Origin of the sequence: Kutzneria sp. NPDC052558 (genome assembly GCF_044547355.1) — a bacterium.
GTDB lineage: Bacteria > Actinomycetota > Actinomycetes > Mycobacteriales > Pseudonocardiaceae > Kutzneria.
In genome coordinates this window covers 34277-60316 of sequence record NZ_JBIUAG010000013.1, presented here as the reverse complement: position 1 = coordinate 60316, position 26040 = coordinate 34277, and the positions used below count along the sequence as shown (strand labels likewise).

General features: G+C 71.7%; 19 protein-coding genes. 13 read left to right on the top strand and 6 right to left on the bottom strand.

Translation table 11 applies throughout. The features are described 5' to 3' along the window. The first annotated feature begins 167 nt into the window (after positions 1-167). The gene (locus tag ACIG5F_RS23620) at positions 168-1661 is read left to right on the top strand and encodes a PucR family transcriptional regulator (RefSeq protein WP_396520789.1); all 1494 of its coding nucleotides are present in this window, start codon (positions 168-170) and stop codon (positions 1659-1661) included. On the opposite strand, the gene ACIG5F_RS23615 is transcribed toward ACIG5F_RS23620, so the two are convergent. Further along, positions 1642-2565, bottom strand: a complete 924-nt coding sequence (locus ACIG5F_RS23615) for a GlxA family transcriptional regulator (RefSeq protein ID WP_396520787.1) — start codon at positions 2563-2565, stop codon at positions 1642-1644. The two genes, ACIG5F_RS23620 and ACIG5F_RS23615, sit on opposite strands and share 20 nt — an antisense overlap. Before the next feature lie 117 nt (positions 2566-2682). On the opposite strand from ACIG5F_RS23615, the gene ACIG5F_RS23610 reads away from it, so the two are divergent. The 3 genes from ACIG5F_RS23610 (at position 2683) to ACIG5F_RS23600 (ending at position 6154) form a co-directional block, all read left to right on the top strand. Further along, positions 2683-3123: a hypothetical protein gene (locus ACIG5F_RS23610; protein WP_396520785.1), complete on the top strand. Its 441-nt coding sequence runs from the start codon at positions 2683-2685 to the stop codon at positions 3121-3123. A 145-nt stretch (positions 3124-3268) separates the two neighbouring features. Then, complete coding sequence (ald, locus tag ACIG5F_RS23605; protein ID WP_396520784.1) at positions 3269-4387, top strand: alanine dehydrogenase; 1119 nt, start codon at positions 3269-3271, stop codon at positions 4385-4387. Positions 4388-4561: 174 nt separating this feature from the next. Then, positions 4562-6154, top strand: a complete 1593-nt coding sequence (locus tag ACIG5F_RS23600; protein WP_396520782.1) for a protease pro-enzyme activation domain-containing protein — start codon at positions 4562-4564, stop codon at positions 6152-6154. Between the two features lie 115 nt (positions 6155-6269). On the opposite strand, the gene ACIG5F_RS23595 is transcribed toward ACIG5F_RS23600, so the two are convergent. From ACIG5F_RS23595 to ACIG5F_RS23585, 3 genes are read right to left on the bottom strand one after another with little or no spacing between them, the layout of a single operon-like run. Then, the gene (locus tag ACIG5F_RS23595; protein ID WP_396520780.1) at positions 6270-7412 is read right to left on the bottom strand and encodes a nucleotide disphospho-sugar-binding domain-containing protein; all 1143 of its coding nucleotides are present in this window, start codon (positions 7410-7412) and stop codon (positions 6270-6272) included. 41 nt (positions 7413-7453) lie between these two features. Beyond that, entirely contained in the window at positions 7454-8602 is a 1149-nt protein-coding gene (locus tag ACIG5F_RS23590) for a nucleotide disphospho-sugar-binding domain-containing protein (protein WP_396520778.1), read from the bottom strand. Between the two features lie 5 nt (positions 8603-8607). After that, positions 8608-9771, bottom strand: a complete 1164-nt coding sequence (locus ACIG5F_RS23585; RefSeq protein WP_396520776.1) for a nucleotide disphospho-sugar-binding domain-containing protein — start codon at positions 9769-9771, stop codon at positions 8608-8610. Between the two features lie 422 nt (positions 9772-10193). Here ACIG5F_RS23585 and ACIG5F_RS23580 point away from each other — a divergent pair, with 422 nt between their 5' ends. The 9 genes from ACIG5F_RS23580 to surE all read left to right on the top strand — a co-directional run bounded on the left by ACIG5F_RS23580 (position 10194) and on the right by surE (position 23561). Then, complete coding sequence (locus ACIG5F_RS23580; RefSeq protein ID WP_396520774.1) at positions 10194-10478, top strand: hypothetical protein; 285 nt, start codon at positions 10194-10196, stop codon at positions 10476-10478. After that, positions 10475-11332, top strand: a complete 858-nt coding sequence (locus tag ACIG5F_RS23575; RefSeq protein WP_396520772.1) for a hypothetical protein — start codon at positions 10475-10477, stop codon at positions 11330-11332. The genes ACIG5F_RS23580 and ACIG5F_RS23575 overlap by 4 nt, the downstream gene beginning before the upstream one ends. Positions 11333-11352: 20 nt before the next feature. Then, on the top strand, positions 11353-12219 hold the full coding sequence (locus ACIG5F_RS23570; protein ID WP_396520770.1) for an HAD hydrolase family protein: 867 nt from the start codon (positions 11353-11355) through the stop codon (positions 12217-12219). 45 nt (positions 12220-12264) lie between these two features. After that, positions 12265-13632: an ATP-binding cassette domain-containing protein gene (locus tag ACIG5F_RS23565; RefSeq protein WP_396520768.1), complete on the top strand. Its 1368-nt coding sequence runs from the start codon at positions 12265-12267 to the stop codon at positions 13630-13632. Further along, entirely contained in the window at positions 13632-14507 is an 876-nt protein-coding gene (locus ACIG5F_RS23560; RefSeq protein WP_396520766.1) for a hypothetical protein, read from the top strand. The genes ACIG5F_RS23565 and ACIG5F_RS23560 overlap by 1 nt, the downstream gene beginning before the upstream one ends. A 118-nt stretch (positions 14508-14625) precedes the next feature. Next, entirely contained in the window at positions 14626-18222 is a 3597-nt protein-coding gene (locus tag ACIG5F_RS23555; protein WP_396520764.1) for an ABC transporter ATP-binding protein, read from the top strand. Between the two features lie 432 nt (positions 18223-18654). Next, the gene (locus ACIG5F_RS23550; protein ID WP_396520762.1) at positions 18655-22359 is read left to right on the top strand and encodes a multifunctional oxoglutarate decarboxylase/oxoglutarate dehydrogenase thiamine pyrophosphate-binding subunit/dihydrolipoyllysine-residue succinyltransferase subunit; all 3705 of its coding nucleotides are present in this window, start codon (positions 18655-18657) and stop codon (positions 22357-22359) included. An 80-nt stretch (positions 22360-22439) separates the two neighbouring features. Then, entirely contained in the window at positions 22440-22622 is a 183-nt protein-coding gene (locus ACIG5F_RS23545; protein WP_211765322.1) for a DUF6104 family protein, read from the top strand. Between the two features lie 183 nt (positions 22623-22805). Continuing rightward, on the top strand, positions 22806-23561 hold the full coding sequence (surE, locus tag ACIG5F_RS23540) for a 5'/3'-nucleotidase SurE (protein ID WP_396520760.1): 756 nt from the start codon (positions 22806-22808) through the stop codon (positions 23559-23561). Here surE and hutI read toward each other — a convergent pair. Further along, positions 23521-24702, bottom strand: a complete 1182-nt coding sequence (gene hutI, locus ACIG5F_RS23535; RefSeq protein WP_396520758.1) for an imidazolonepropionase — start codon at positions 24700-24702, stop codon at positions 23521-23523. The genes surE and hutI overlap by 41 nt on opposite strands. Continuing rightward, positions 24687-25976, bottom strand: a complete 1290-nt coding sequence (locus tag ACIG5F_RS23530; protein WP_396520756.1) for a formimidoylglutamate deiminase — start codon at positions 25974-25976, stop codon at positions 24687-24689. The genes hutI and ACIG5F_RS23530 overlap by 16 nt, the downstream gene beginning before the upstream one ends. Positions 25977-26040: the final 64 nt, after the last annotated feature.

Genomic DNA, 26040 nt, shown 5'->3' with positions numbered 1-26040 from the left:
GCGCGGGCCCACCCCCCGGCCGCCCCCCCCCCCCCGTTCACCCCCCTCCCCACCCCCCCTTGGGGGGGGGCCTGCCCGTCCCTCCACCCCCCCCCCCCCCCCCCCTCATGACACCGCGAGCCGTGCTCGGCGGGCATCGGGAGCAGCGCCGGTGAGACGATGCCCGCATGGTGACCGTGCAGGGTGTCGTCGACCGGGTGGGGCCGACGATGTTGCGGGCGGTGCACGCGGCGTCGGCCCCGCAGAGCGTCACCGACGTGGTGATCGCGGAGCCGGGGCGGCGCAGTGTGATCGCGGCGGGGGATCTGGTGTTGGGGGTGGCGGTGGGTGGCCGCAAGGACGCGGTGGACCTGATCAGGCACTCCAAGGGGGCGGCGGGGGTGCTGCTCAAGCAGCCGCAGGCGGGCGATCGGGAGGTGCTGGCCGCGGCGAAGGAGGCGGAGCTCGCGGTCGTGGAGGTACGCCAGGAGGCGGCCTGGGCGCAGTTGGTGTGGCTGCTGAGGGCGGTGCTGGACGCGGCCGCCGACGACGAGTCGGACGGCGAGGTGGAGCAGTTCGGCGATCTGTTCCGGCTGGCCGACGCGGTGGCGGCGGTGATCGACGCGCCGGTGACGATCGAGGACGCGAACTCCCGGGTGCTGGCCTACTCGTCCCGGCAGGACCGCACGGACCCGGCCCGGGTGTCCACGATCATGGGCCGCCGGGTGCCGGACGACGTGCTGGCCCGGTTCCGCAGCCGGGGGGTGTTCCGGCAGCTGAGCAAGGGCCGGGCGGTGATCTTCGTGCCGGCGCAGCGCGACGGCACGCTGCCGAGGCTGATCGTGCCGATCCGGATGGGCGGCGAGCTGCTGGGCTCGATGTGGGCAGTGGTGGACGGCGAGGTGAGCGACGAGCGGTCGGCGGCCTTCGCGGACACGGGACCGGTGGTGGCGCTGCACCTGCTGCGCAGGCGGGCCCGGGTGGACGCGGAGCGGATGCGGTCGGCGGAGCTGGTGCGGGCGGTGCTGGCCGGCACGGCCGACAGCCGGGCCGCGGCGGCGGAGCTGGGCCTGGACGAGCAGCCGCACCGGGTGATCGCGATCGACGCGGCCAGCGAGGACGCCGCCGACGCCGAGGGCGTGCGCCTGGCGCTGTGGGAGCGGATGACTCGCGGCGTGGGCCGGCGGCCGGCGGTCGCGGACCTGCACGGCGTGCTCTACGCCGTGGTCCCGGACCGGGGCTGGGCCCCGCTGCGGGAGGTGCTGGCCGCGGGCGAACCGCTGGTCGCGGCGGGTGGCGCGGTCGACATCTCGGAGCTGCCGCGGTCCAGGTCCCAGGCCGACGAGACGTTGCGGCTGCTGCGCACGGGAGTGGCGGCGCGCAAGATCGCCAACTACGAGGAGGTGTGGCCGGCGCTGGCGCTGCACCGGGTCGCCGCCGCGGCGAACGCCTCGGGCGTGGCCGAGTTGGGCCCGCTCGCCGAGCTCAAGGACCTGGACCTGGACACGCTGTACGAGTGGCTGCGCCACCCCGGCGAGCCGCGCGAGGCGAGCCGGGCGCTGCGCATCCACCCCAACACGTTCCGGTACCGGATGAAGAAGATCGGCGAGCTGGTCGACCTGGACGACCCGGATGTGAGGCTGGCTCTGCTGGCCCAGCTGATCACGCTGAAGTGGGTGTGAATGCGGCTCGGTAGGACTGTGGGCTGGTGCCCACGATCCGCTTGAAGTGCTCGCGAAACGCCGTCGGGGAGCCGAATCCGGTGCGCACGGCGATCCGCTCCACCGGCTCGTCGGTCGCCTCCAACAGATGCTGCGCGCGACGCACCCGGGCGCGGTGCAGCCAGCGCAGCGGCGAAGTGCCGGTCTGGTCCCGGAATCGGCGGTTCAGGGTGCGCGTGCTCATGCCGGCCTGGGCGGCGATCTCGTCCAACGTGAGGTCACGCGTCGAGTTCTCCTCCATCCACGCCAACAGCTTCTCCAGCTCGTTACCCCGAGGCACGGGCGGCAGGTCGTGCACGATGAACTGCGCCTGGCCGCCCTCGCGTTCCAGCGGCATCACCGACATCCGGGCCGCGTCGGCGGCGACGGCGGAGCCGTGGTCGCGGCGGATCAGGTGCAGGCAGAGGTCGAGCCCGGCAGCCGCGCCGGCCGAGGTCAGGAACTGGCCGTTGTCGACGTACAGCACGTCGGGATCGACGTCGATCAGCGGGTAGCGCGCCGCGAGCTCCGCCGCGGCGGCCCAGTGGGTGGTGGCCCGCAGGCCGTCGAGCAGTCCGGTGGCGGCGAGAATGAACGCACCGGTACAGATCGAGGCCAGCCGGGCGCCGCGTGCGGCCGCGTCGCGCAGCGCATCGACGACGTCGGTCGGCACGTCGAAGGACTCGGTTCCGGGCAGGATGACCGTGTCGGCCTCGGCCAGCGCCTCAAGGCCCCACTGCGCACGCAGCGTGAACAGCCCGGTGTCGATCTCCGGCTCGGAGCCGCATATCCGGACTTCGTAGCCCGGAGTGCGCCGGAACTCGATCGGCGTGGCCAGGTCGAACGGGATGACGCCCGGCAGGGCCAGCACGGCGACGGTGTGCATGCCACCCACGGTAGCTGGCCAGAATCCGTCGACACCTGGCGATCCAGCCACTGTCTCAGCCGGCGAATGATGAGGCTGAATGAGCGGACCCACCGAACCAGGGAGGACCCGGCCGCCGTGACCAAGATCCTGCTCACCATCCACATCATCGCCGTGATCATCGCCATCGGGCCGGTCGCGGTGGCCGCCAGCATGTTCCCCCCGGCCGCCCGCAAGGCGCTGGCCAGCGGAGACGACGCCGACATGGCCACGCTGCGGCTGCTCAACCGGATCTGCAAGGTCTACGCGCTGGTGTCGATCGCGGTGCCGGTGTTCGGCTTCGCCACCGCCGGCATCATGGGCGTCACCGGCAATCTCTGGATCATCGTCTCGATCGTGCTGACCGGGATCGCCGCGGTGGTGCTGGGCCTGCTCGTGCTGCCGTACCAGCAGCGGGTGCTGGACGGCACGCCGACGCCGCCGGCCCAGCTGGCCATGTACACCGGCGTGTTCAACCTGCTCTGGGCGGCCGTCACGGTCGTGATGATCTTCCGTCCGGGCTCCACGCTGAGCGGCTGAGAGGTCTAGACCTCGGGTCCTATTGTGCCGCCAGCACAACTAGGCACTCTCCCAGTACTTCCGGGCGCACGATGACAGCCCCGGTTGGCGTAGCCCACCGTGGGAAGCAACACACCAGCCGTGCGCCCGGAAAGGATCCAACATCGTGCGGATCGCCGTCCCCAGCGAGATCAAGAACCACGAGTACCGCGTCGCGTTGACCCCCGCCGGCGCCCACGAGCTGGTCAGCCGCGGCCACGACGTGTTCGTGCAGGCCGGGGCCGGCGTCGGCTCCTCCATCCCGGACGAGGACTACCTCGCCGCCGGGGCCAAGGTGCTGGCCACCGCCGACGACGTGTGGGCCGAGGGCGAGCTGGTGCTCAAGGTCAAGGAGCCGATCGCGCCCGAGTACGCCAAGCTGCGCGCCGGCCAGACCCTGTTCACCTACCTGCACCTGGCCGCCGACCGGCCGCTGACCGACGCGCTGATCGCGTCGGGCAACACCTCGATCGCCTACGAGACGGTGCAGACCGCGAACGGCGCGCTGCCGCTGCTGGCCCCGATGTCCGAGGTCGCCGGCCGGCTGTCCGCGCAGGTCGGCGCCTACTCCCTGATGCGTCCCTCCGGCGGCCGTGGCGTGCTGCCCGGCGGCGTGCCCGGCGTCCGCCCGGCCCGCGTGGTGGTCATCGGCGGCGGCGTGGCCGGCGTGAACGCGGCGACCATCGCCGCCGGCATGGGCTCCGACGTGGAGATCCTGGACACCAACGTGGACCGGCTGCGCCAGATCGACGCGCAGTTCCACGGCCGCGTCCGCACCGTCACCTCCAACCGCTACGCGCTGGAGCAGGCCGTGCTCGAGGCCGACCTGGTGATCGGCGCGGTGCTGGTGGCCGGCGCGAAGGCGCCGAAGCTGGTCAGCAACGACCTCGTGTCCCGCATGAAGCCGGGCTCGGTGCTGGTCGACATCTCCATCGACCAGGGCGGCTGCTTCGAGGACTCGCGGCCGACCACGCACGACGACCCCACCTACATCGTGCACAACTCGGTTTTCTACTGCGTGGCCAACATGCCGGGCGCGGTGCCGAACACCTCCACCTACGCCCTGACCAACGTGACCCTGCCCTACGCGGTCGCGCTGGCCGACAAGGGCTGGGAGCAGGCGCTGCGCGCGGACAAGGCGCTGGCGCTGGGCCTGAACGTGCACGACGGCAAGCTGGTCAACGAGCCCGTCGCGGTGGCGCACGGGCTCCCGCACACCCCGCTGAGCGAAGTGGTCACCAACTGAGCGTTGCTCGGCATTCCCAGAACAGGCCGGCCGTGCGAACAGCGCGGCCGGCCTGTCGTCTGTGGATAAACAGTTGAAGAACCCCTCATATCGTCGGTTCCCTCAGAAGTGTTACACGTCTACCGTCGGTGACTGCTTGGGCACGAACCCTGCTTCGCACCAAGGAGTCACTCCATGTCACGACGTTTCCGCGCATTCGCGCTCGCCGCGGCCCCGCTACCCCTGCTGGCGGCGGCAGCGCTGGCCGGGCCGGCCGTCGCCCAGACCCAGCCGCTGGTTTCCGTTCCCGGTAACACATCTCCGGCGCTTGCGCACAGCGAGCGGCACGGTGCGCTCGACGCGAACACCCAGATGTCCGTCTCGGTCGCGCTGAAACTGCGCAACAGCAGCGAACTGGACAAATTCATCGCCGACGTGAGCAATCCTCGTTCGCCGCGGCACGGCCAGTTCCTGACGCCGGCCCAGTTCAACGACCGGTTCGCGCCGACTCAGTCCGCTGTGGACAGCGTGTCGAACTTCCTGCGCGCACAGGGCCTTTCGGTGGCCAAGGTCAGCCCCAACCGCCAGGTCGTCACCGCGAACGGCACCGCCGCCCAGCTCCAGCACGCGTTCGGCACGTCGATGGGCCGCTACACCGACACCGCCGAGCACCGCGACTTCTACGCCAACGACAGCGCCCCCAAGCTGCCGGCCGATGTGGCCGCGGCCGTGCAGGGCGTCGTCGGCCTGGACAACCACGCCGTGAAGCACAAGAACTCCGTGTCCCACAAGGCCGCCGCGCCGTCCGGCTTCAACCCGAGCCAGCTGCGCGGGGCCTACGACACCGGCTCGCTCGGCACCGGTTCGGGCCAGACCGTGGCGCTGTGGGAGTTCGACGGCTACCAGTCGTCCAACATCGCCCAGTACAGCAAGCAGTTCAGCCTCAACTCGCCCGCGCCGCAGACGGTGTCGGTGGACGGCGCGAACTACGACTCGCAGCCGGGCGAGGGCCAGGGCGAGGTCGAGCTGGACATCGAGATCGTCAACGCGATGGCCCCGGCCGCGAACACCCTGGTCTACGAGGCGCCCAACAGCGACCAGGGCGAGGTCGACATGGCCAGCCAGATCGCCAGCGACAACAAGGTCTCGGTGGTCTCGATCTCGTGGGGCTCGTGCGAGCCGAACACCACAGACGCCGCGATCACCGGCACCAGCAACGGCATCAAGCAGGCCACCGCCGAGGGCATCAGCTTCTTCGCCGCCTCCGGTGACGACGGCTCCAAGGACTGCACCCGCAGCCAGACCGGCTCCAGCGTGGACGCCGTGGACTTCCCCGCCTCCGACCCGAACGTGACCGGCGTCGGCGGCACCCACCTGACCGTCAGCGGAACCAGCTACGGCTCCGAGTCGGCGTGGGACGGCTCCGGCGGCGGCACCTCCACCAAGTTCGACGCCCCGAGCTGGCAGACCGGCGACAATGGCAAGCGCACCGTGCCGGACGTGTCCGCCGACGCCGACCCGGCCAGCGGCTACGCCATCTACTCCGGCGGCAGCTGGCAGGTCTACGGCGGCACCAGCTGCGCCGCCCCGATGTGGGCCGGCTTCGCCGCCCTCGTCGGCACCAAGCTCGGCGCGGCCAACCAGGCCCTGTACGCGGCCAAGGGCGCCGGCTTCCACGACGTGACCTCCGGCAGCAACGGCAGCTTCCAGGCCGGCCAGGGCTACGACCAGGTCACCGGCTGGGGCTCCTACGACGGCGCCAAGCTCGCCCCCGCCCTTCAGGGCTGACCCCCTCCTTCACCCCCAGGAACCGGTGTTTCACCGTTTGGAATGCGCCTTTCCTCCACTCCGAGTGGAGGAAAGGCGCATTCCAAGCGTCAGTGGCTGACGCACCGCTGGGTTCTCAGCCGACGAAACCGGACAGGCGCTCCACCACCTCGACCGGGGACGGCATGGCGTGCAGCTCCCCGCGCAGCCGCGCGGCGTTGTCCCGCCACTGCTCGTCGCCCAGCAGCCGCTCGATCAGCTCGACGTCCACGTCGGCCACGGTGGCCCGCTGCCCGAGGCCGTTGGCCTGCACGGTGTCCGCGTTGATGAACTGGTCCGCGGCCTGCGGCACCACGATCTGCGGGACGCCGGCGTCCACGATGGTCATGGTGGTGCCCGCGCCGCCGTGGTGGATCGCCGCGTCGCACGAGGACAGCAGCACCCCGAGCGGCAGGTAGCCGACTGGGCGGACGTTGTCCGGCAGCTCGCCCAGCGAGGAGATGTCCACGTTGCCCAGCGCCAGCACGAACTCCGCGTCCACCTTGCCGGCCGCGGCGACGATCGGCTCGACGACGCCCAGGCCGAACGACGGCACGACGGTGCCGAGCGTGATCAGCACACGGCGGCGCGCCGGCTTGTCCAGCAGCCACTCCGGCACCACGGAACCGCCGTTGTACGGCACGTACCGCATGGCCCACGCGTCGTCGGGCAGCTCCTCCCCGCCCCGCACGCTCGGCGGCGTGACACTGATCCGCACCGCGGGGTTCTGCACCTCGGCCACGCCGTGCCGCTCGAAGTGCTCACGCAGCTCTTCGTACGTCGCGTGGCGCAGATCCGGCCGCACGCGACTGTGGCCCATGCCCAACTCCAGCGCCACCAGCGGCACACCGAGCTTGGCCGCGGCCAGCGGCCCGGCGGCCTGCATGGGCGTGTGCACGACGACATCGGGCTGCCACTTCTCGGCGACCCGCACCACGGTCTCCAGCGTCGGCTCGGAGACCTTGGCGAACATGCGCAGCGCGACCTCCATGGTCCGCCCCAGGTCGTCGCGGGCGGCGGCCAGTTCCTCCCGCACCCGGCCGCCGACCGTGGCGAAGATCTGCATGTAGTCGGTGCCGGGCGAGGCGTCCACGATCTGCAGCCCGGCGGCGGACACCGCCTCTACGCTGCCGCCGGCCGCGTAGAGCACCTCGTGCCCGGCGGCGCGGGCCGCGTGGGCCAGCGAGATGGTCGGCAGGATGTGCCCCAGTCCCGGGGACGTGGTGACAAGAAGACGCATGGCTGTTCCCTCCCTCAGATGCCGACCATTTAACTCGCCAACTAAGAGTTCTGTCCACCGAAATTCTTAGTCAGCCGATCGGCCACCGCGGCCGGAGACGGCATGGCGCGCATCTCGGCCCGGATCCGCTCCGCGTCGGACCGCAGCGAGTCGTCGGCGAGCAGCCGCTCGAGCAGCCGGGCGTCCAGCTCGTCTTCGGTCACGTCGAGACCGCACCCTGCGGCGGCGACCGCCGCGGCGTTGGCCGGCCCGTCGGCCCCCTGGGGCACCACGATCTGCGGCACGCCCGCGTCCAGTGTGGTGAGCGTGGTGCCGGCGCCACCGTGGTGCACCACCGCCGCGCTGGTGGCCAGCAGCGGGCCGAGCGGCACGTAGCCGACCAGGCGGACGTTGTCCGGCAACTCGGTCAGCGAGGAGGTGTCGGCATTGGCGCCCAACGCCACCACGAACTCGGCGTCGACCTTCGCCGCCGCCGTGGCGATCCGTTGCACCGGCCCGATGCCGGTCATCAGCGGCGCGACCGTGCCCAGCGTGACGGTGATCCGCGGCCGCTCCGGACGACTGGTCAGCCAGCCCGGCAGCTGGCCGCCGCCGTTGAACGGCACGTACCGCAGGGGCCAGCCGTCCGGCGCCGGCTTCATGCTCGGCGGCGTCACGTCCAGGTACACGTCCGGCTCGGGCATCTCGTCGACCCCGAAGCGCTGGAAGATGTCCAGTTGGAAGGCCCCGAAGCCGGCCATGATCTGCCGGCTGTGCGAGACGCCGATCGCGTGGGCCACCGACCCGGCCCCGGCGATCCGCGCGGCCAGCAGGCCGATGACGTTCATCGACTCGTAGACCACCAGGTCCGGCCGCCAGTCCCGGGCCAGCGCCACCAGGCCGTCCACCATGCCCTCGGCCAGGCCGTGGAACAGTCGGAACGCCGGGTGGTCGCGCAGGTCGCCGCCGAGGTCGGGCCGGCGTCCGCTGGTCGTGCTGCGGAACGCCTGGGCGACGTTGTCGCCGACCAGCCGGCTCATGTCCATGCCGGGCGCGACGTCGTAGGAGTGCAGGCCGGTGGCCTTGACCGCGGTCATGTCGCCGGCGGTGGCGAACAGCACCTCGTGGCCGGCCGAGCGCAGCGCCCACGCGGTCGTGACCAGCGGGAAGAGGTGCCCGTGGCCGGACAGGGCGGTGACGAGCACGCGCATCGGCTTCAGCCCACCAGTTCTTCGAGTCGGGACACGAGTTCGGCCGGCGCCGGCCGGGCGGCGATCTCGGCCTTGACCTCGGCCGCCGCGGCGGCCAGCGAGGCGTCGGTCAACAGCCGGCTCAGGTCCTCCGGGCCGACCGGGGAGATCTCGGTGTCGACCTCGAAGCCGGCGCCGCGCTTGGCCACCTCGTGGGCATTGTTGAACTGGTCGGCCCCCTGCGGAACCACCAGTTGCGGCACGCCCATGGCCAGCGAGGTCATGGTGGAGCCGGAACCACCGTGGTGCACGATCGCGGTGCTGGTGGCCAGCAGCGCGTTCAGCGGCGTGTACGACACGGGGCGCACGTTGCCCGGCAGCGCGCCCAGCTCCTCGGCCGCCGCGTCGTCGAGCGTGACCACGAACTCGGCGTCGAGGTCGCCGGCCACGTCGGTCAGCCACCGCACCGGGCCGAGGCCCACGAAGCCGGGGATGACCGTGCCCAATGTGACGATCACCCGAGGCCGATCCGGCGTGCGCAGCAGCCAGTCCGGCAGCTGACCGCCGCCGTTGAACGGCACGTACCGCATCGGCCATCCCGCGTCGGGGCTGCCCATGCTCGGTGGCGCCACGTTGAGCAGCGCGTGCCGGGACGGCGGGCCGTCCACGCCGTGCCGGCGGTAGGTGTCGGCCAGCACCTCGGCGATCTGGGCGTGCGCGGTCTCGGAGCTGTGCAGCCCGAACGCCTGCTCGACCGCGGGCACGCCGTGCTTGGCCGCCGCCAGCGGACCGGCGCCCTCCATCGGCGAGTGCACCACCAGGTCGGGCCGCCATTCGTCGGCGACTGCCACCACGTTGTCGGCGACGATGTCGGACTGCGGGGCGAACAGGCGGACGCCGAAGCTCGTCAGCTTCTCGGAGTCACCGCCCCGGGCCGCCTCGCGCATCATCTTCTGTATCGCCTTGATGTCCATGCCGTCGCGGGCCGCGTTCATCAGCCGCACGAACGACTCGTAGGGCTGCGTCTCCACCACGTGCAGGCCGGACGCGGCCAGCATCGGCACGTGCTGGGCGTTGCTACCGGCCATGGCCAGCAGCACCTCGTGGCCGGCGGCGCGCAGCGCCCAGGAGATCGACACCATCGGCAGCATGTGGCCGAGGCCGGGTGAAGCGGTGACCAGGACTCTCATCGGACCCCCCGAATCGAAAGAGATGGGATATACCCACAATTTAGCGGGCGAGGGAAGTTCCGTCGAGGGATTCAGGAAGGTGGTCCCGCCGAGATCGGGGCAGGGAGAGGAGAACGGGCCGTGAACGTGGAACCATGCCCAGACATGAAAGAGCGGCCCGCTCAACCAGCCTGGGGGTCACTGGGAGCGGGCCGCCGAGAACAGCTTAGGGGCTCGGCCGCCGATTTGCCTCATGTTTGACCCAGATCCGTCGAAAAAATCTTGTTTGCCGCCACTCGAACGGGTGAACGAGCGTGCGAACGGGTGAAACCCTGCCTCGCAGACTGTGCGAACTGCCCCGATCGGCCGATGTGTGACGGGTGTGTGCCGCCAGCCCTGCTCGCCTGCACGTGGCACCCCGTGGAGCCTGACGGAGATGTCTGATGAGTGAACCCCGTTGGTGGGTGGACTGCCGGGACCCGTTCGGCCGGGACCGGGCCATGACCGTGCTCGTCGAGCCCGACCGCGTGCTGCTGGTCGCGCCGCCCGGCGAGACGGCGGTGCTGTCCCCGCAGCAGACCCGGCGGCTGCACCACGCCCTGGACCGGGCCGCCGGCACCCTGGACCAGATCGAGGTGGACGGCATCGACGTCGACGGAGCAGACGAGCCCGGCCACACCGCGGATCTGGGCCGGCCGGGCCGGCCCGACGTGGGTCTGGCCGAATGAGCGCGGTCGACGACGGGATGCGGCGGGCGGTGCTGCGCCGGCTCGCCGCGCTGGACCAGGCCGCCGAGCAGACCAGCGCCGGCACGCTGGCCCCGCTGGCCCGGGCCGAGTTGCAGCGGCTGGCCGACGGCTGGCGGCTGCTGCTGGAGGTGCACACCGCCGATGAGGACGGCCGGTGCCGGGCCTGCCCCGGACGGCTGCGCAAGCGGCGGTGGCCGTGCAAGGTGTGGCTGCTGGCCCACCAGCACCTGATCGGCGAGGGCACGCCGCCCCCGCGGCCCAGCGGCGGCGGGCTGCGCATGCTGTTCCGCCGCGGCGGCAGGCACAGCAAGCAGGCCGACGGCACCGCGGTGCAGGGCGTGCGCACTCGTCCGCTGCCGGCGGCGGCCCGGCCGGCGACGGCCCAGCCGATGATGTCCCAGCCGATGATGACGCTGCCGCCCGAGGTGCCGTCGGAGATGACCGTGGAGCTGCCGGCGCTGCCGGCGGCTCCGGTGTACGCGGCGGTCGCGCCGCCGCCGGTCATGCAGCCGCCGGCGATCGCCAGCTCCGGGCCGTTCGCGACCGTGCACATCGTCGACGACCCGACCTGGCCGGCGCCCAGCGAGTACACGGACCGGCCGGACGCCCCGGCGCTGGCCCGCCTGGACCCGATCGGCGCGTTCGGCGGCGTGCTGCCGGCCCTGCCGCCGCTGCCCGCGCCGGACGAGACCGCCCCGCTGGCCGACCAGCCGCCGCTGGTGAGCGGGGTGGTGCCGCCGCGGTTCGAGCTGCTCGGCCAGCCGGACGCGGAGACCGAGGAGATGCGCCGGGTGCTGGAGGACTACTGGCAGGGGTCGCCGGCTTCCCAGTGAAACCGGGCAGGATGGGACCGGTGAGCTGGCTGACGGCACCGGGACACCTGCTGGTCTGCGACCTGGACGGCACGCTGCTGCGGTCGGACACGTCGCTGTCCGACGCCGCCCGCGACGGGCTCAACGCCCTGGTCGCGGCCGGCGTCGCGGTGACCGTGGCCAGCGCGCGCAGCACGGCCGCGATGCGGCCCATGCTGCCGGGCGTCGACCTGCGCCTGCCGGTCATCGAGCACAACGGGGCGTACATCTCCGACCTGCGCACCGGCGAACACCTGATCACCAACGCGCTGGACGCGGCGACCGCCGGCAAGGCCGTCGAGCTGCTCGGCGACCCCATCGTGACCACCTGGGACGGCGCGCGGGACCGGGTGCACTTCGGCCCCGAGCTCAACACCGGGGCCGGCTGGTTCATCGCCGAGAAGCGCCGGTACGCCGACCCGCGGCTGACCGAGACCGCCGACCTGCACGCGGTCGCCGACCGGGAACAGGTCGTCATGCTCTGCTCGTACGTGCCGGACGACGAGGCGGCCGGCGTCGCCGCGACCGTGCAGGCCGCCGTCGGCGAGGGCGCGCGGGTGTGGGCCGCGCTGAACGCCTACAGCCCGGGCTGGTCCGAGGTCGTGGTGCAGAGCCCACTGGCCACCAAGGGCGCGGCCATCCTGGAGTTGCGCCACCGGCTCGGCCTGGCCGGCGAGATCACCGCGTGCGGCGACCACGTCAACGACCTGCCGATGTTCGCCGTCGCCGACCGCCGCGTCGCGCCGGCCAACGCCCAGCCCGAAGTCCGGGCGGCCGCCTCGGTCGTGACCGGGGCCAACGACGATGACGGGGTCGTCACATATCTGCTGGATCAGCTGGCGATCCTGCGGCGCGAAGCCGAGCAATAGGGTATGACCAGGGCACCCGATCGCACCGCTACCGGGAGGAATCACGTGCACGACGGCAGTGGCCGCATCGTGGTGCAGGGCCTGAGCAAACAGTTCGGGCCGATCATCGCGGTCAACAACCTCAGCTTCACCGTGGAGCCGGGTTCGGTCACCGGCTTCCTCGGCCCGAACGGGGCCGGCAAGACCACCACGCTGCGCATGCTGCTGGGCCTGGTGCGGCCGACCGCCGGCGTGTCGACGATCAACGGCCTGCCGTTCGACCAGCTCGGCAACCCGGGCCGGGTGGTCGGCGCGGTGCTGGAGGCCCAGGGCTTCCACCCCAGCCGCAGCGCCCGCAACCACCTGCGCGTGTACGCCGCCGCGATGGGCGTGCCCGACCAGCGGGCCGACCAGGTGCTGGAGCTGGTCGGGCTGGCCGAGGCCGGCGGGCGGGGCGTGGGCGGCTTCTCGCTGGGCATGAAGCAGCGGCTCGCCCTGGCCACCGCGCTGCTCGGCGACCCCCAGGTGCTGGTGCTCGACGAGCCGGCCAACGGCCTCGACCCGGAGGGCATCGCCTGGCTGCGGGCCTTCCTGCAGTCCTACGCCCGCAGCGGGCGGACGGTGCTGATCTCCAGCCACCTGCTGGCCGAGGTCGAGCAGACCGTGGACCAGGTCGTGATCATCAGCCGCGGGCAGACCGCCTACCAGGGCTCGCTGGACTACCTGCGGCAGTCCCAGCAGAGCCGGGTGCTCGTGCAGGCCTCCGACCCGCAGGGGCTGGTGGCCGCGCTCCAGGCGGCCGGCGTCAACGCCGTCGAGCCGACCCAGGACGGCCGGCTGGCGATCACCGGCGTGGACCGCAAGACCGTCGCCGACCTGGCCATGGCCGCCAACATCGCGCTGTACGACATCCAGCAGGAGAACGTCGACCTCGAGCAGCTGTTCTTCCGGCTGACCCAGGGTCAGTACACCGGCCAGCAGTCCCCCTACGGCGCCCCGCCCGGCTACGGCCCGCCGACCCAGGGCTACAGCGCACCTGGCTACGGCGCTCCCGGCTACGGCGCTCCCGGCTACGGCGCTCCCGGCTACGGCACACCTGGCTACGCCGTGCCGGGCACGCCCCCGCAGGGCTACGCAGCGCCGGCCGATCCCCAGCAGTACCAACAGCCTCTGGGTTACGCCCCGCCGCAGCAGTTCGGGTACACCCCGGGCTACGCGCCGCCGGCCGACCAGCAACAGCAGTCCGCCTTCGCACCGCCCGCCGACCCCCAGCAGTACGGCGGGTACGCAGCGCCCCAGGACCAGTCGGGCTACGCGCCGCCGACCACGCCCGAGCAGTACGGCGGCCAGCCTTATGCGCCGCCGCAGGACCAGCAGCAGGCGGCCCCGCCGCCCGAGCAGCCGCCGGGTGGCGGCTCTGGAGGTAACGCCTGATGGGCCGGCTCATCTCCGCCGAGTTCCGCAAGATCCTGACCGCCAGAATGTGGTGGGCGCTGCTGATCCCGACCGTCGCGCTGGCCGCGCTGTGGAGCACCGTCGGCAACGGGCTGGTCGGCCTGCTGCTCGACTCGTTCAACCAGTCGGCGGTGGCCGGCGAGCTGCGGGTCAACATCAACAACCTGCCGTGGTCGACGCTGATCTTCGCGCGCACGGTGAACATCAGCGCGCTGTTCCCGATCGTGTTCGGCGCGCTGGCGCTGTCCGGCGAGATCAACCGCCGGACCATCACCACCACCTACCTGACCGCGCCCAACCGGGGCAGCGTGCTCGGCGCAAAGCTGATCACGTACGCGCTGTGGGGCCTGGGCTTCGGCGTCGTGATCACCGGCGTCGCCAGCATCGGCACGGTCCTGGTCGCCCACACCCCGCAGCTGCCCGACGCGGTGAGCTGGCTGGAGCTGGCCGGGGCCGGGATCCTCGAGTGCATGATCTGGACGGTGCTGGCCATGGGCGTCGGCGCGCTGTTCGGCAACCCCATCGGGGCGGTCATCTCGCTGGTCCTGTACACGCTGCTGGCCGAGAACCTGATCGACCTGTGGCTGCCGGACCACTGGCCCGGCGTCCTGCTCAACGGCTCGGCCGACGGCCTGACCGGCTCCGTCGCGGCGCAGACGTTCGTCGACAAGGTGTCCACCATCAGCCCGTACTTCACCCAGGAGCTCCAGAACGACGCCCTGAACCTCGTGCGCAGCATGGCCGGCGCGCGGGGCGCGTACGACTGGTGGATCAGCGGCCTGATCTTCGCCGGCTGGGCCGCCGCCATCGCCGCCGGCGGCTGGTACATGAGCCGCCGCCGCGACATCACCTGACGTAACCCCCTCTCGACCCACGTGAGTGGCTCAGTTGGCCTTGAACGCCACCTGAGCCACTCAGGTGAGGAAAAAAGTGGGGCGTCATGATCTTGGGCGGGCACATTAAGTTACTTCTGTGTCCGAACAAACGGGTTGGGTGCGGCGGCTGGCGGCCGCCTGCTGGCGGCATCCGGTCGTCGTGGTGCTGTCGCTGGGCGCGGCCGTGTTGGGCGTGGGGCAGCAGGCGGTGGCTCCGCTGGTGGTGCGGCTGGCCGTGGACGACGCGGTGTCGGGCACCACGACCCGCCTGGGCTGGCTGATCACGGCACTGGCCGGCATCGAGCTGCTGACCTTCGTGACCGCCTTCCTGCGCCGGTACCTGGGCGGCCGGCTGGCCCTGGACGTGCAGCACGACCTGCGCCGCCAGGTGTTCGCAGCGGTGCAGCGGCTGGACGGCGGCAAGCAGGACGAGCTGCGCACCGGGCAGGTGGTGTCCCGCTCGATCAGCGACCTGAACCAGGTGCAGGGCCTGATCTCGATGGTGCCGTACGCGCTGGGCAACATCGCCTTCGTCGTGGTGGCCGTCGGGGCGATGCTGTGGCTGTCGCCGTCACTGACCGTGATCGCGCTGATCGTGGTGCCGGCGGTCGTCTACATCGCGCTGCGCAGCCGCCGCACGCTGTTCTCGGCCACCTGGCACGCGCAGCAGCAGGCCGCCGAGGTCGCGCAGCACGTCGAGGAGACGGTCACCGGCGTGCGCGTGGTGAAGGGCTTCGGGCAGGAGGCGCGGGAGATCGCCGGCCTGGAGCGCCGCGCCCGCCGGCTGTTCTCGTTACGGATGCGCGCCGCCGGCCTGACCGCCCGGCCGACGGCGACGCTGGGCGCGATGCCGCTGTTCGGCCAGATCGCGGTGCTGGGCCTCGGCGGCTGGCTGGCCATGAACGGCCAGGTCACGCTGGGCACCTTCCTCGCGTTCGCCAGCTACGTGACCGGCCTGATGGGGCCGGCCCGGTTCCTCGGCGCGGCGATGGTGACGGCGCAGGTGACCAAGGCCAGCGTGAACCGCGTCGATGAGCTGATCGACTCGCAGCCGGACGTCCGGGACGGCGCCGAGGACGTGCCCGACGGCCCGCTGGCCGTCGAGTTGGACGACATCACCTTCGGCTACGCGCGCAGCGAGCCGGTGCTGGCGCAGGTGAGCCTGACCGTCGAACCGGGCGAGACGTTGGCCCTGGTGGGCACCGCCGGGTCCGGCAAGTCGACCGTGTCCCTGCTCCTGCCCCGGTTCTACGACGTGCACTCGGGCTCGATCCGGGTCGGCGGGGTGGACGTCAAGGATCTGCGCCTGCACTCGTTGCGCAACGCCGTCGGGGTGGTGTTCGAGGAGGCGTTCCTGTTCTCGGACACGATCCGCGGCAACATCGCCTACGGCCGGCCCGACGCCACCGACGCGAAAGTCGAGGAGGCCGCGCGGGCAGCCGAGGCGCACGAGTTCATCGCCGTGCTGCCCGACGGCTACGAGACCAAGGTCGGCGAACGCGGACTCACGCTGTCCGGCGGGCAGCGTCAGCGCATCGCCTTGGCCCGGGCTCTGTTGTCGGCCCCGCGCGTGCTGGTGCTGGACGACGCCACGTCGGCGGTCGACGCCGTCACCGAGGCAGCCATCCACGACACGCTCAAGGCCGTCACCGCGCAGCGGACCACGTTGTTGGTCGCGCACCGCCGTTCCACGCTCGCGCTGGCCGACCGCATCGCGGTGCTCGACGGCGGTCGGGTCGTGGACGTCGGCACCGAGGACGAGCTGAACGAGCGCTGCACGCTGTTCCGGGAACTCCTCGCCGGCCCGGGCGAGGCGATCGAGGACGTGACCGCGCCGAGTGACGTGGCGTCGGCAAAGCTGTGGCCCGAGGTGGAGCCGGAGCGCCCGGACCAACCGAATCTGGTGCCGCTGCCCGAAGCCACCGAACAGCCGCGCCTGAGCCCCGACACCGGTGCCACGGATCGCAAGTTCGGGCTCGTGTCGTTGTTGCGGCCCGTGCGCTGGGCACTGCTGCTGGTCGGTCTGCTGGTCACAGTCGACGCGCTCAGCTCCATGGCGTTGCCGGCGTTGGTGCAGTACGGCGTGGACGACGGCGTGACCCGTGGCGCCGTCGGCGCGCTGTGGGTGGCCACGGGGCTGGGCGTGGGCATCGTCCTGGTCGGCTGGCTGAACATGCGGTTGGAGACGGTGCTGACCGCGCGCGTGGGCGAGCGTCTCCTGTACGTGCTGCGAGTGCGCAGCTTCGCGCACCTCCAACGGCTCGGCCTCGACTACTACGAGCGCGAACTGGCCGGCCGGATCATGACCCGGATGACCACCGACGTCGACGCGCTGTCGACGTTCCTCCAGACCGGGCTGGTGACCGCGGCGGTCAGCGCGCTGACCATCGTGGGCATCGCGGTGGCGCTGCTGGTCACCGACGTGGGGCTGGCGCTGGTGTCGATGGCGGCGATCCCGCTGCTGGCCGTGGCGACCTACTTCTTCCGCAAGGCTTCCTCGGCGGCGTACGCGCAGGCGCGCGAGCGGGTCAGCGTGGTGAACGCCGACTTGCAGGAGAACGTGTCCGGGCTGCGCGTGACGCAGGCGTTCACGCGTGAGCAGTACTCGGCGCGTGAGTTCGGGGAGCGGAGCCTGGCCTACCGAACCTCACGTCTGCGGGCCCAGCGCTACATCGCGGTGTACTTCCCCTTCGTGGCGCTGCTTTCCGGCGTGGCGCAGGCGGCGGTGCTGGCGGTCGGCGCATACCGCGTAGCCGGCGGCGACCTGAGCGCCGGCGCGCTGCTGGCGTTCCAGCTGTACCTGGGGCTGTTCTTCGCACCGGTGCAGCAGCTGTCCGGCGTGTTCGACGGCTACCAGCAGGCGATGGTCGGTCTGAAGCGCATCGGCGACCTGCTCAACACACGGTCCTCGATCGTGCCGCCGGCTGAGCCCGTGGCCGTGCCGTCGACGCTGCGTGGCGAGGTCGAGCTGCGTGAAGTGAGCTTCCGCTACGAGGGCGCCGCGACGCCGGCGCTGGATCGCTTGAGCCTGCACGTGCGGGCCGGCGAGACGGTCGCGCTCGTCGGTCGCACCGGCGCCGGCAAGTCCACGCTCGTGAAGCTGGTGGCGCGGTTCTACGACGTGACCGACGGCGCTGTGCTCGTGGACGGTGTCGATGTCCGTGACTATGACCTGGACGGCTACCGAGGTCGGCTCGGCGTCGTGCCGCAGGAGGCGCACCTGTTCGTCGGCGACATCGCCGACAACGTCCGCTACGGCCGGCCCACGGCCAGTCGCGACGAGGTGACGGCAGCCGTGCGCGCGGTCGGCGCGCTGCGTCAGGTCGCCGGTCTGCCGCACGCGATGCACCAGCAGGTCGGCGAACGCGGTCAGTCGCTGTCGGCCGGCCAACGCCAGCTGATCGCGTTGGCCCGCGCCGAGCTGGTCGACCCGGCCGTGCTGCTACTCGACGAGGCCACCGCCGCCCTCGATCCGGCCACCGAGGCCACCGTGCTGGCCGCCAGCGAACGCCTCGCCGGCCGCCGCACCACGTTCGTCGTCGCGCACCGCCTGGCCACCGCCGCCCGCGCCGACCGGATCGTGGTGCTGGAACAGGGCCGGATCGTCGAGCAGGGCACCCACGCCGAGCTGTTGGACGCCGGCGGCCGCTACGCCGAGATGTGGCGCACCGGCTGCCACGTGGACGCGGCCTGAACCGACGGCTCGCGGGGACGCCAACGCAACAGAGTGCGAGGCCCCGCCGGTGCTTCGCACGGTTGCTGGATTTCGGCCGCCGCCACCCGACGCGCCCCACCACCTGGCCGGATGCGGCGGGCGAAATCCAGCAAGGGCGAGGCGCCGGCTACCCGGGGGCCGAGCCCGCCGCGGCACGCGGCGCAGGTAAACGTGGTTCCGGCCACAGTTGTTCCCGGTGCAAGTGCATGACTGAAACGATCCAGTTCCCTAAGGCCTACTCAAGACCGCCGGTCACAGCCTCGCAACGATGCGACAATCTGGATTGATCATGTGATCCACCTGACGTTGTGCCCGCTCGGCTGTGTGTGAAGCGACCTGCGTGGAGTACTAGCCTTGCTGGCGGAGTGAGTTCAGTACCAGTAGCGAGATAGATAGAGGCGAGCGCCAGCCGTGTCCAGCTCCAGCTCTGCGTCGCAGTTCGGCCCGAACGAGTGGCTGGTCGAGGAGATGTACGACCAGTTCCTCGCCGACCCGTCATCCGTCGACCCGGCGTGGCATGACTTCTTCGCCGACTACAAGGCGACGCAGCGCACGACCGCCGGCACCGCCGCCGTGAACGGGGCCACCGCGACGGCCACCGCCACCGCGCCCCCGGCGGCCCCGCCGCAGGCGCCGGCCAACGGCCACGTCGCCACCCCGCCGGCCGCGCCCGCCGCGCCGCCCGCCGCCTCGACCCCGGCGCAGACCACGCTGCCGAGCACCAAGCCCACCCCGGCCGCCTCGGCCACCGCCGCGCCGGTGAAGCCGGCCGCCGGCTCCGAGGTGAAGCCGCTGCGCGGCGCCGCCGCGGCGATCGCCCGCAACATGGACGCCTCGCTCACCGTGCCCACCGCGACCAGCGTGCGCGCGGTGCCGGCCAAGCTGCTGGCCGACAACCGCATCGTCATCAACAACCACCTGAAGCGGACCCGCGGCGGCAAGGTCTCCTTCACCCACATCATCGGGTACGCGCTGGTCAAGGCGCTCGAGTCGTACCCGAACATGAACAACAACTACGGCGTGGTCGACGGCAAGCCCTCGATCATCACGCCGGAGCACGTGAACCTGGGCCTGGCCATCGACCTGCCCGGCAAGAACGGCCAGCGCACGCTCGTCGTCGCCTCCATCAAGAACTGCGAGACGATGACGTTCACGCAGTTCTGGCAGGCCTACGAGGACCTGATCCGCAAGGCCCGCAGCGGCGGCCTGACCGCGGACGACTTCGCCGGCAGCACCATCCAGCTGACCAACCCCGGAACCATCGGCACCAACCACTCGGTGCCGCGGCTGACCGTCGGCCAGGGCGCGATCCTCGGCGTCGGCGCGATGGAGTACCCGGCGCACTTCCAGGGCACCAGCGAGAAGGCCCTGATCGAGATGGGCGTCAGCAAGATCATGACGCTCACCTCGACCTACGACCACCGCATCATCCAGGGCGCCGAGTCGGGCGAGTTCCTGCGCCGCATCCACCAGCTGCTGCTGGGCGAGAGCGGCTTCTACGACGACATCTTCACCTCGCTGCGGCTGCCCTACGAGCCGATCCGCTGGGTCGAGGACCTGCCCGAGGGCGCGGTCGACAAGACCGCCCGGGTCAACGAGCTGATCGAGGCCTTCCGCTCGCGCGGCCACCTGATGGCCGACACCGATCCGCTGAACTACCGGCAGCGCCGGCACGAGGACCTGGACGTGCTCTCGCACGGCCTGACCCTGTGGGACCTGGACCGCGAGTTCGCCGTGGGCGGCTTCGCCGGCCAGGAGAAGATGAAGCTGCGCGACATCCTGGGCGTGCTGCGCAACTCCTACTGCCGCACCGTCGGCGTGGAGTACACCCACATCCTCGAGCCGGCCGAGCGCCGCTGGCTGCAGGAGCGGGTCGAGGTCGTGCACGACAAGCCGCCGGCCACCGTGCAGAAGTACATCCTGTCCAAGCTCAACGCGGCCGAGGCCTTCGAGACCTTCCTGCAGACCAAGTACGTCGGTCAGCGGCGGTTCTCGCTTGAGGGCGGCGAGACGCTGATCCCGCTGCTGGACGCGGTGCTGGACAAGGCGGCCGAGCACGAGCTGGACGAGGTCGTCATCGGCATGCCGCACCGCGGCCGGCTCAACGTGCTGGCCAACATCGTGGGCAAGCCGATCTCGCAGATCTTCCGCGAGTTCGAGGGCAACCTGGACCCGGGCCAGGCCCACGGCTCCGGCGACGTGAAGTACCACCTGGGCGCCGAGGGCAAGTACTTCCGGATGTTCGGCGACGGCGAGACCAAGGTGTCGCTGGCCTCCAACCCGTCCCACCTGGAGGCCGTGGACCCGGTGCTGGAGGGCATCGTCCGGGCCAAGCAGGACCTGCTGGACAAGGGCGGCGAGGGCTACACCGTGCTGCCGGTGGCCATGCACGGCGACGCCGCGTTCGCCGGCCAGGGCGTGGTGGCCGAGACCCTGAACCTGGCGCTGCTGCGCGGGTACCGCACCGGCGGCACCGTGCACGTGGTGGTCAACAACCAGGTCGGCTTCACCACCAACCCGGAGCACTCGCGCTCGTCCAAGTACTGCACCGACGTGGCCAAGATGATCGGCGCGCCGGTCTTCCACGTGAACGGCGACGACCCCGAGGCCTGCTACTGGGTGGCCAAGCTGGCCGTCGACTACCGCGAGACGTTCCACAAGGACGTCGTCATCGACATGATCTGCTACCGCCGCCGCGGCCACAACGAGGGCGACGACCCCTCGATGACCCAGCCGGCGATGTACGACATCATCGACACCAAGCGCTCGGTGCGCAAGACCTACACCGAGTCGCTGATCGGCCGCGGCGACATCTCCGTGGACGAGGCCGAGAAGGCCCTGCGCGACTACGCCAGCCAGCTGGAGCACGTCTTCAACGAGGTGCGGGAGCTGGAGAAGCACCCGGTCAAGCCGACCAACTCGGTCGAGTCCGAGCAGCAGGTGCCGGCCAAGGTGCCGACCGCGGTCAGCGCCGAGACGGTGGCCCGCATCGGCCAGGCCCAGATCGACCTGCCCGAGGGCTTCAACGCCCACCCGCGGGTCAAGCCGGTGCTGGAGCGCCGGGCCCAGATGGCCCACGAGGGCGGCATCGACTGGGGCTTCGGCGAGCTGCTGGCCTTCGGCTCGCTGGTGATGGAGGGCAAGACGGTCCGCCTGTCCGGCCAGGACTCCCAGCGCGGCACCTTCGGCCAGCGGCACTCCGTGGTCATCGACCGCAAGACCAGCGCCGAGTACACGCCGCTGCAGAACCTGGCCGACCCGCAGGGCAAGTTCATGGTGTACGACTCGGCGCTGTCGGAGTTCGCGGCCGTCGGCTTCGAGTACGGCTACTCGGTGGCCAACCCGGACGCGCTGGTGCTGTGGGAGGCGCAGTTCGGCGACTTCGTCAACGGCGCGCAGTCGATCATCGACGAGTTCATCTCCTCCGGCGAGGCCAAGTGGGGCCAGCGCGGCAACGTCGTGCTGCTGCTGCCGCACGGCCTGGAGGGCCAGGGCCCCGACCACAGCTCCGGCCGCATCGAGCGGTTCCTCCAGCTGTGCGCCGAGGGCTCGATGACCGTCGCCGTGCCGTCCACCCCGGCCAACTACTTCCACCTGCTGCGCCGGCACGCGCTGGACGGGGTGAAGCGGCCGATGGTCGTGTTCACGCCGAAGTCGATGCTGCGCCTCAAGGCCGCCGCCAGCTCCGTGGAGGACTTCACCACCGGCCGGTTCCAGTCGGTCATCGACGACCCGACGCAGCCCAACCCGGAGCAGGTCGACCGGCTGCTGCTGTGCAGCGGCAAGATCTACTACGAGCTGGCCGCCGAGAAGGAGAAGACCGGCGCGAGCAACGTGGCGATCGCCCGCATCGAGCAGCTCTACCCGCTGCCGGAGCACAAGCTGAAGGCCGTGTTCGACCGCTACCCCAACGTCACCGACATCCGCTGGGTGCAGGAGGAGCCGGCCAACCAGGGCGCGTGGCCGCACCTGGGCCTGGTGATCCCGGAGGCGCTGCCGCAGGTGCAGGGCAAGCTCACCCGCGTGTCCCGCCGGCCGATGGCCGCCCCGGCCTCCGGTTTCAGCAAGGTGCACGAGGTCGAGCAGCGCGCGGTGGTCACCAAGGCCTTCGAGTGATCCGGTAGTTCTCGACGCTGTAGTAGTTTCCGACGGCCGGGCTCCGCGAGGGGCCCGGCCGTTGTCGTAGGAGGAAAGACTTGTACTTCACCGACCGTGGCATCGAGGAGCTGGAAGAGCGGCGCGGCGAGGAGGAGGTCACGCTGGCCTGGCTGGCCGACCGCCTGCGGGCCTTCGTCGACCTCAACCCCGAGTTCGAGAACGCCGTCGAGCGCCTGGCCACCTTCCTGGCCCGCGACGACTCCGACGACATCGACGACTGACCACCCCCGCGCGAGTCGCGCTCTCCACCAGACCAGATGTGGGTTTCGCGCACACTCGACTGCCACATGTGGCGCACATTCGACTCCCAGCGCCACATGTGGCGAAGGGCGGGCGAGGGCGGCGGGTGTCCGGTGGGTGGGCGGTGGTGGATGTCGGGCCGGGCGAGCGGGTACGACTGACGTGTGAACTCACCTCTGCGGGTACTGGTCACCAACGACGACGGCATCGACTCCCCGGGCATCGCGGCGCTGGCGCGGTGCGCGGTGGAGCTGGGCCACGAGACGATCATCGCGGCGCCGCGGGTGGAGGCCAGCGGGACGGGGGCGGGGCTGACGGCGTCGTCGGGCGGGCGGCGGGCGGCGGTGCAAAGGCGGGTGCTGCCGGAGCTGCCGGAGGTGACGGCCTACGCGGTGGACGCGCACCCGGGCCTGATCGCCATGATCGGCTGCCGAGGGGCCTTCGGCGGGAAGCCGGACCTGGTGCTGTCGGGCATCAACTTCGGCGCGAACATCGGCCGGGCGCTGATCCACTCGGGCACGGTCGGGGCGGCGCTGACGGCCCACGTCAACGGGGTGACGGCGCTGGCGGTGTCGCTGGACGTGCCGTGGGACCCGCCGGGCACACCGCTGTGGGACGTGGTCGACCCGTACGTGAAGGACGTGCTGGGCCTGATCGAGCCGGGCACGGTGCTCAACCTGAACGTGCCCAACCGCCCGGACCCGGGCCCGCTGCGCTGGGCCACGCTGACGGCGTACGGCCGCGTGCAGAGCCGGGTGGTGCGCCAGGACGAGGAGATGATCGAGCTGGCCACCGTGATCCTGGACGACGAGGTGGAGCCCGGCTCGGACGCGGCGCTGCTGGAGGCGGGCTACGCCACGGTGACGGAGCTGCGGTCGGTCAGCGCTGTCGAACGCCCCCGCGCCACACCGCCCAGGTGAGCGGAACACCGGGCCGGTAGGCCAGGTGCGTGATGGACGGCGCGTCGAGCACGTGCACATCGGCCCGCGCGCCGGGCCGAAGCACGCCGATGTCGTCGCGGCGCAGGGCCAGCGCGCCGCCGAGGGTGGCGGCGCGCACGGCCTGCTCGACGGTCATCCGCATCTGGAGCACGGCGGTGGCCACGCAGAACGCCATCGAGGACGTGTACGAGGACCCGGGGTTGCAGTTGGACGCCAGCGCGACGGTGACGCCCGCGTCGAGCAGCGCGCGCACCTCGGGCAGCGGCTGCCGGGTGGACAGGTCGCACGCGGGCAGCAGCGTGGCCACGGTGTCGGAGTCGGCGAGCGCGGCGACGTCGGCCGGCGTGAGGTACGTGCAGTGGTCGACGCTCGCGGCCCCCATCTCGACGGCCAGCCGCACACCGGGGCCGGGGCCGAGCTGGTTGCCGTGCACACGCAGCCCGAGGCCCTTCTTGCCGGCGGCGGTGAGCACGGCCCGCGACTGCTCCTCGTCGAAGGCCCCGGTCTCGCAGAAGACGTCGGCCCAGGTGACGTGCGGCGCGACGGCGTCGAGCATCGGCCCGCACACGAGGTCCACGTACTCGTCGGCCTTCACGCCCGGCGGCACCAGGTGCGCGCCGAGGAAGGTGACCTCGTCGACGTGCTGGGCGGCCAGCACGGCCGAGCGCAGCTCGTCGGCGACGGTCAGGCCGTAGCCGGTCTTGGTCTCGATGTAGGTGGTGCCTTGGGAAACGGCCTCGGCGACGTGCTTGCGCAGGCCGGCGGCGAGCTGCTCGTCGGAGGCGGCCCGGGTGGCGTCCACGGTGACGGCGATGCCGCCGGCGGCGTAGGGCTGGCCGGACATCCGGGCCGCGAACTCGGCGGTCCGGTCGCCGGCGAAGACCAGGTGGGTGTGGCTGTCGACCCAGCCCGGCAGCACCGCACGGCCCTCGACGTCCACACGCGAGTCGGCGGCCGGGGCGTCGGCGGCGGCGCCGACCCAGACGACGCGGTCCCCCGCCAGCACCAGGGCGGCGTCGGTCAGCTTGCCCAGCTCACGGTCGTTGGTGGTGAGTTCGGCGATGCCGGTCACCACCACCGACGACCCGCTCTCGGGGCCGAGAGTCAGTCCAGCCGCCACAGTTCCCCCATCACGTCCGCCAGCCTGGGTCCTACCTCGCCTAGCGTCGCATGACGGCCCTGGGCTCCGACAACCCTCCCTTCGACTATTACCGTGTCCACATCGGACGAATCGGCGGTAAGCAGAACTTGTTCCGGTCGGCTACCCGCCGTTCGTACTGAATCCAGCCGCACCGCCACCAGGTCGGCCGGCGCGCCCACGGCGATGCGGCCGGCGTCGGGCCAACCCAGGCCGGCGTGGCCGGCGGCGGTGGCCGCGGCCAGCAGCTCCTGCGGGCTGAACCGGCCGCGCTGCCCGGTCCGCAGCCGCTCGCCGTGTTCCAGCGCGCGGGTCTCGACCAGCGGGTCGATCACGACATGTTGGTCGCTGCCAAGGGAAAGCGGACTGCCGGCGTCGACCAGCTCGCGGGCCGGCCCGATGCCGTCGGCCAGGTCGGCCTCGGTGGTCGGGCAGAAGCAGGCGGCGGTGGTGGACCCACCGAGCAGCGCGCGGTCGTGCTCGGTGAGATGGGTGGCGTGCACGGCGGTGGTGCGCGGCGACAGGACGCCGGCCTCGGCCAGCAGTTCGGTCGGCGTTTTGCCGTACGCGGCAAGGCAAGCCTCGTTCTCGGCCGGCTGCTCCGAGAGGTGGACGTGCAGCGGTCCGTCGAACCCGCCGACCTCGGCCAACTGCTCGCGGGGCACGCCGCGCACGGAGTGGATGGCCGCGCCGACCCGCATGACGTTGTCCGATTTCAGCCCGGAAACCCGGGCCGCCCACCGGGTCGCGTCGCCGTCGCTGAAGCGCAGCTGGGTTCCTTCCAGCGGGGTGCCGATTCCGCCGGCCACGTAACAGGTGTCGAGCAGGGTGATGCGAATACCTGCCGTAGCGGCAGCTTCCCGCAGCACGTGACCCATCTCGTTCGGGTCGGCGTACGGGGCGCCGCCGGGGCCGTGGTGCAGGTAGTGGAACTCGCCGACGCACGAGATGCCGGCGACGGCCATCTCCGCGTAGACGGCGGTGGCCAGCTTGAGGTAGCTCTCCGGCGTCAGCCGCGCGGCCAGCTGGTACATCGCCTGCCGCCAGGTCCAGAACGTGCCGCCGTCGGCGTGAGTGCGTCCGCGCAGCGCCCGATGGAAGGCGTGCGAGTGCGCGTTGGCGAAACCGGGCAGCACGATTCCGTTCAGGCGGTGGGCATCCGCCGGCATTGTGTCCGAAGTGGACAGTTTCTCGATGCGGCCGTCGTGGGCGCCCGGGCCCCCCCCCCCCCCCGCCCCCCCCCCCCGCCCCCCCACCCCCCCCCCCCCCCCAAAAAACCCCCCCCCCCCCGCCCAGAAGTGGGCCCCCCCCCGCCCACCC